This is a genomic window from uncultured Granulicatella sp. (assembly GCF_963528195.1).
Classification (GTDB): domain Bacteria; phylum Bacillota; class Bacilli; order Lactobacillales; family Aerococcaceae; genus Granulicatella.
Genome location: NZ_CAURVN010000064.1, coordinates 1 through 5,484 on the forward strand (window position 1 = coordinate 1; position 5,484 = coordinate 5,484).

The 5,484-nt window shown below is 33.1% G+C and carries 6 protein-coding genes; all 6 read right to left on the minus strand.

Annotated features, from left to right (window positions below):
* Positions 1 to 201: 201 nt before the first annotated feature.
* Positions 202 to 582, minus strand: coding sequence for a single-stranded DNA-binding protein (locus RWR88_RS08455; RefSeq protein ID WP_314451816.1), 381 nt, complete (start codon positions 580 to 582; stop codon positions 202 to 204).
* Between the two features lie 81 nt (positions 583 to 663).
* Positions 664 to 1,599 carry a DNA-binding protein WhiA gene (gene whiA, locus RWR88_RS08460; protein WP_006703317.1) on the minus strand — a complete coding sequence of 312 codons (936 nt, stop codon included), beginning with the start codon at positions 1,597 to 1,599 and terminating at the stop codon, positions 664 to 666.
* A gap of 66 nt (positions 1,600 to 1,665) precedes the next feature.
* Positions 1,666 to 2,685, minus strand: coding sequence for a YvcK family protein (locus tag RWR88_RS08465; RefSeq protein ID WP_314349910.1), 1,020 nt, complete (start codon positions 2,683 to 2,685; stop codon positions 1,666 to 1,668).
* Positions 2,682 to 3,569 (minus strand): RNase adapter RapZ, encoded by an 888-nt coding sequence (gene rapZ / locus RWR88_RS08470; RefSeq protein WP_314111916.1) that lies wholly within the window; start codon positions 3,567 to 3,569, stop codon positions 2,682 to 2,684. Before rapZ ends, RWR88_RS08465 begins: the two co-directional genes overlap by 4 nt.
* 86 nt (positions 3,570 to 3,655) lie before the next feature.
* A complete protein-coding gene (locus RWR88_RS08475) occupies positions 3,656 to 4,675 on the minus strand; it encodes a sensor histidine kinase (protein WP_314451820.1) in 1,020 nt (339 codons plus the stop codon).
* On the minus strand, positions 4,650 to 5,333 hold the full coding sequence (locus RWR88_RS08480) for a response regulator transcription factor (RefSeq protein WP_314354458.1): 684 nt from the start codon (positions 5,331 to 5,333) through the stop codon (positions 4,650 to 4,652). Before RWR88_RS08480 ends, RWR88_RS08475 begins: the two co-directional genes overlap by 26 nt.
* Between the last annotated feature and the right edge of the window lie 151 nt (positions 5,334 to 5,484).

The window sequence follows — 5,484 nt, forward strand, 5'->3', positions numbered from 1 at the left end:
CGTTAGGTCTGCGACAACAGACTAACGCTTAAAATTTGACAATCAAAAATTTTTTCACTTACATTATAGCATAGGTAATATCTTTTTGCCTTTTTTTGGTACTTTGTTTCAAATAAAATTTGAGACCCAGGCTCAAATTTTAGCCATGAGACCGCAGGTCTGCTGGCGTCCTAATACTACAATTTCAAGAAGTCTTTTATCTTATTCCCCATCTACCGTGAAAATCGAAGCAAACTCATCCGTTTCTTCTGGTTCACCTTCTTGCGACTTAGGCTCTAAGAAATAACATTCCTCAATAATCACCTCGGTCACATAAACATCCTGCTGATCACGATTCTTATAATGTCTCGAATGAATACGACCTTCAATTCCTAAACGATCGCCCTTCTTCACAAAACGTTGAATGCGATCTGCCATTTTACCAAAAGCAATCACCTGAATAAAATCTGTTTGCTTATCCCCATCATTCTGTCTATAAATATTCTGCACTGCCAAAGTATTACGGCACACAGAATTTCCCTTCTCAGATTGATGAACAGCCACCTCTTTAATCAGACGACCAATTAATGAAACATGATTCATTTTTCATACCTCCATTCTATAATCAAAGAACAATTTGTCCTTCACTATATAAGTATGAAAAAAATCACAAAAAATATTTTTTTACGAAATATTTTTTCTTAAATTTTCTGCAAATTCAGATATTTTTCTTAAGCGATGATTAACTCCAGATTTTGAAATCGGACCAGATGGAATAATCTCCCCTAAGTCCTTCAAACTAATATCCGGATTTTCTTTTCTAACTTGTGCTAATTCAAATAATTTAGCAGGCATAGCTTCAAGCCCCACTGTCTCTTCAATCAATAAAATATCTTCCATTTGACGAGAAGCGGCATTAACTACTTTATTAATATTGGCATTTTCACAGTTCACTAAACGGTTCACCGAGTTTCTCATATCACGTACAATTCGAATATCCTCGAATTTCATCATCGCATTCGCTGCACCAATTAAGGCTAGAAAATCTGCAATTTTTTCTGCTTCTTTTAAATAGGTAATGAATCCATTTCTTCTCTCAATCATCCTTGCATTGAGCCCAAAAGCATTCATCATATCACAAATATCTTCATTATGTTCTTCATAGTTTGAATAAATTTCTAAATGATAGCGACTTGTTTCAGGATTATTAACAGATCCCCCTGCTAGAAATGCGCCTCTTAAATAAGAACGCATTTTTTCTTCATTATCACGAATCTCTAATGGAATATGTGTAATTAATTCAAAACCTTCCATAATACCTAAGTCACTTAAAATTTCCTTAGTCCCTTGTTTTAAACGTACAATATACACATTATTTTTCTTCAATTTCATTTTACGGCGAACAAGTAATTCACTTTCAATTTGATAATGTTGTTTTAATAATACGAAAATACGTCTCGCAATTGCTGCGTTTTCCGTTTGGATATTTAACACAAACTGACGATTAAATAAACTTAAAGAACCATTCATACGAATGAGTGCCGCCAATTCAGCTTTGGCATGTTCAATATGCACTTCTAATTGTGTTAATTCTTTTTTTGTTTCAGATGCAAATGACATAATACCCTCCTTTCTCTATACAATAGGAGTGGGAAAGAACATTTGCTCTTCCCCACTTCTTTTTCATTAATCATGTTTTACACTTCGTAATAAAGTAAATAATTCATCAATGACTTTTTGTCCGTCATGATAGACGCCATTTTCTCTTAATTTAAGAAAATCAGTAGAAATTACTCGACATCCTTGATCTCGTAATCCTTGGAAATCATATTTTACTTGATACAAATATTCTTCATGCTTTTGTTGATTCAAATACTCTTCTGGAACAGACTCAGTATTCACTAATACCGTATCAATAAAACATTCTCCTAAATGTTCATGCAAGACACGAACATGATCACTATCTGCAAAGTGTTCCGTTTCTCCTAATTGCGTCATAATATTACAAATATAAACAACTTCTGCTTTTGTTTCACAGACAGCTCGTCCAATATCTTCAATCATTAAGTTAGGTAAAATACTTGTATATAAGCTTCCTGGTCCAATAACAACCATATCAGAATTCATAATTTCTTCTACTACTTCCCTAGAAGCAACTGGTTTACGATTTTCATCATAAGTATGAACACTGACTTGCTTAATTTTTTTACGATGCTTCGCTAATTGAGACTCTCCATCTACAATTGTTCCATCTTCAAACTCAGCTCTTAACAATAATGGTTCTTCTGCAGCAGGATAAACATGTCCTTCAATACTCATCATTTTTGATAATAAACGAATCGCATCAAAAATATTGTTCCCATGCATTTCTGTTAGGGCTGCAATAATTAAATTGCCAATTGCATGCCCAGCAAAAAATTGATCATCAGACTTAAAACGATATTGGAAAATATCTTTTTGTAAGGAACTCATTGGCGATAACGCACATAAGCAGTTTCGAATATCTCCTGGAGGTACAACGTTAATATAGTCACGAATGACTCCAGAACTTCCTCCATCATCTGCTACTGTAACAATCGCTGTTACATCAGCATCTTGTTTTCGTAAATTTCTTAGTAAAACAGGTAAGCCTGTTCCCCCACCAATAACAGTAATTTTAGGACCTTTCTTTCGTTTCTTTTCTTGAGGTTCTACTTCAAAAATCACGAACGACCATTCCCTTCTTTACGTTTATCTTTATCTCTGTGTGAAATCGTTACATGATATGAATCAGACATTAATTCTCTTCCTGTACGTTCTGTTAATGCAACAGAACGATGTTGACCACCTGTACATCCAATTGCAATCGTTACACTTGATTTCCCTTCTTTTTTATAACCAGGAATTACAAAATCTAGTAATTCCATGAATTTATGATAGAAAGTTTTTGTTTCAGGTTGACTCATAACATAATCATAAACGGCAGAATCTTGTCCTGTTAATGGACGTAATTCATCAATATAATGCGGATTTGGTAAGAAACGAACATCCATTACGATATCTGCATCAATTGGAATACCATATTTAAAACCAAAAGATACAACTTGAATCGTAAAGATATCAGTATCTCCATTTGAGAAAGTATGCATAATTTCCTCACGTAATTTTCTTGGAGAAAGAGTTGTTGTGTCAATTACTTTTTGAGCACGAACTTTAATATCTTGTAATAATCGACGTTCCGCAACAATACCATCATATACACGTCCATCACCAGCTAAAGGGTGAGTACGACGAGTTTCTTTATAACGAGACACTAATGCATCATCACTTGCTTCTAAAAATAAAATCTTCGTAGTAATAAACGAAGTATTATCTAAACCACTAATCGATGTCATAATTTCATCGAAAAATGCTCTAGAACGTAAGTCGATGACTAATGCAATTTTTGTAATTTTTCCAGATTCTTTTACTAATTCCCAAAATTTTGGTAATAAACTTGGTGGCATATTATCAACGCAAAAATAGCCCATATCCTCAAAGCTTTGCATTGCGACCGTTTTACCGGCACCACTCATTCCTGTAATGACCACTAATTCTAATTGATCTACCATGTGTCATTCACCTCTCCTATTTCAGTTCTCTCTATCATAACATATCCGGGCGTTCCATGGGAAATTTTAAGTCATTTTCTTCCCTTTTAAGCCCTCGTATCCAGCTTATTTTGTTGTAATAAAATTTTTAATGTTGTTCCTTCTCCTACAACCGATTCTACTGATAATTCTAATCCTAAATTTTTCGCTATTTCATTTGATAAATATAAGCCTAATCCTGAAGAATGGTAATTCATTCTTCCATTAAATCCACTAAATCCTCTTTCAAAAATTCTTTGCTGGTCAGATTTCGCAATTCCAATTCCTGTATCTTGAACACATAAATAAGAACCCTCTAAATAAATAGAAATCTGCCCATCTTTATCCGTATATTTTATGGAATTTAATAAAATTTGTTCCAAAATAACACTAAACCATTTCGCATCTGTCACAATGACTTGATCAATAGCTTTATAAGATAATCGAAGATTTTTATAAATAAAGAACGTTGCAAATTTCTTCAAAATTTGACGAATAATGCTGTCTAAAGAATGTTCTCTCAATACTAAATCTTGATGAAATGTCTCCATTCTAACATAATGCAAAACAAAGTCTGTATAAGTTGTAATTTTTATTAACTCTTGTTCTAATGGACTCTTTTCAGGAAGAGTAGGTAAAGCCTGAATTAATAATTGACTCGAAGCAATACTTGTCTTAATTTGATGAATCCACATTGTATAGTAATCTAACTGCTCTTTATAAGCTTCTCTTTGTTGAAATTCAGCTTGCGCTAATTGAGTGGAATAATCCTCTAAAGTCTCTAATAAAAACTGTTCAGATGTTGTCCACGCTTTTTCACTTTGAAGTAATTCTTTCCAATTTGGATTTTCCTTTATTTTTTTATACTGTAGAAAATCCCTTACACACCATGAAGCTAAAAATAAGGCTGAAAAAATAAGTACTAGCAATATTAAATACAACATCCATTCCAGTGCATTAAAAGCAAACCCAAAGATTAGCCATAAGCATAGGATAAAAGCGATATAAACTAAAAAATTTTTATGACTGAATAGCCACTGTTGAATAAACTTTCTCTTCTCTTTACTCATTGGTATCCACCAATCCATAACCGATTCCTTTTTTAGTCGTAATAAAATTCACCAACCCGCATTCTTCTAATTTTTTACGAAGACGAGCAACATTCACGGTTAACGTATTATCATCAATAAAGAAATCACTATTCCATAATTCTTTCATCAATTCATCGCGACTTACAAAACTACCAACTCTTTCAAATAGAACACGTAAAATTTGAAATTCATTTTTTGTCAAATCAATCACTTGTTGTTTATAAGTAAATTGAGTCGTTTTCAAATGTAACGTCGCACCCTTATATTCAATCCAATCTTGAGTTCCAACAAATTCATACGCACGACGGAAAAGTCCTTGGATTTTAGCTACTAGTATCGGCATTTCAAAAGGTTTCGTAATATAGTCATCTGCCCCCATATTGATTGACATAACAATATCCATCGGTTGTTGGTGAGAAGATAAAAATAAAATTGGTACATTCGAAATTTTACGAATTTCCTGACACCAATAATAACCATTAAAAAAAGGAAGAGTTATATCTAATATCACTAACTGTGGATTCACTCTTACAAAATCATCCATTACTTTATTAAAATCTGTTACACATTCAACTTGATAATTCCATTTGCTTAATTCCTGAGCTACAGCGTCACGAATAATTGGTTCATCTTCCACAATCATCACCGTATGCATCCATTTCACCTCAATTTCTAATCATTCCTATACCCTTGATTGTATCACGGAATAAATAAGAAAAAAACACCTTCCTTTAGTAGCTTAGCTACAAAGAAAGGTTCTATAATTTATAGGGTTGATGGAGAAAATCCACCAACCCTATTTTAGT